Origin of the sequence: Variovorax atrisoli (assembly GCF_014195185.1) — a bacterium.
In the GTDB taxonomy this organism is placed as follows: domain Bacteria; phylum Pseudomonadota; class Gammaproteobacteria; order Burkholderiales; family Burkholderiaceae_C; genus Variovorax; species Variovorax atrisoli.
In genome coordinates this window covers 1-1138 of the sequence record NZ_JACIBG010000030.1, presented here as the reverse complement: position 1 = coordinate 1138, position 1138 = coordinate 1, and the positions used below count along the sequence as shown (strand labels likewise).

At 62.2% G+C, this 1138-nt stretch carries 1 protein-coding gene; it reads left to right on the top strand.

All coding sequences use genetic code 11. The annotated features are described in order from the left end of the window. Positions 1–18 precede the first annotated feature (18 nt). On the top strand, positions 19–1138 hold a 1120-nt coding region (locus tag FHY06_RS34710), incomplete at its 3' end, for an amino acid adenylation domain-containing protein (protein ID WP_184607693.1).

Sequence of the window (1138 nt, the reverse complement as noted above, 5' to 3'; positions counted from 1 at the left end):
AACGACTCCGCACACCCCGTGCCACCAGCCACCCTGCCCGAGCTCTTCGAGCTGCAGGCCGCCCGGTCCCCGCAGGCCACCGCACTCGTCTTCGAAGGTGAACTACTCAGCTATCAGGCATTGCACGAAAACGCCAACCGACTCGCCCATCGCTTCATCCAGCAAGGCATCGGCCCAGAGCACATCGTTGCAATCGCACTGCCGCGCTCACAGGAACTGATCGTTGCCTTGCTCGCCGTTCTCAAGGCCGGTGCTGCCTACCTTCCCCTGGATGTGGACTACCCGCCTGAACGTCTGGCTCTGATGATTGAAGACGCCAAGCCCGCAGCCGTTCTCAGCTTCCGCAAGCACGCCAGCAGCCTGCCGTCATTGCATAGCCTTTGCCTATTGGACAGCGCGGAGATACAAGCTGCGCTGGCCGCAATGCCCTCAACGAATCCTACGCAAGCCGAGCGGATTCAGCCACTGGACCCCGCGCACCCCGCCTACGTCATCTATACCTCAGGTTCGACCGGACGCCCGAAAGGCGTCGTCATCGCGCATCGCGCCATCGCCAACTATCTGCGCTGGGATCGCGAAACTTTTTATCAGCAATCTCAGGGTGGATCCCCCACTGTTTTCTCGATCAGTTTCGATGCCGGTATCACCACTGTCTTCGGCGCGTTGATAGCCGGTCAGCCTCTGACTGTGCTCCCTACAGGGGATGAGGTCGAACGCTTGAGCAGCGGCTCCGGCGATGCTGCACCGTATGCGCTGGTCAAGGTCACGCCCTCACATCTGAAGCTGATCAATCAGAACCTGCAAAGCAGCCGTGCCGGCAGCCCGACGCATGCCTTGATGACCGGCGGCGAAGCCATGGCTCCTGGCGACATTGCCTTCTGGCAGCAACGCTTCCCAGATGTCCGCCTCATCAATCACTTCGGTCCTACGGAGACCACCGTCGGCTGCGCTACCTTTGAAATCACGGCCGATGCCAGCGCCTTGCATAGCATTCCGATAGGTCGCCCAGTCTGGAACGCCCAACTGTACGTACTCAACGCGCGGCTGCAGCCCGTGCCCGCGGGCGTGCCCGGCGAGCTCTACATCGCAGGCGCAGGCCTGGCACGCGGCTACCTCAACCGCCCCGGCCTGAGCGCCG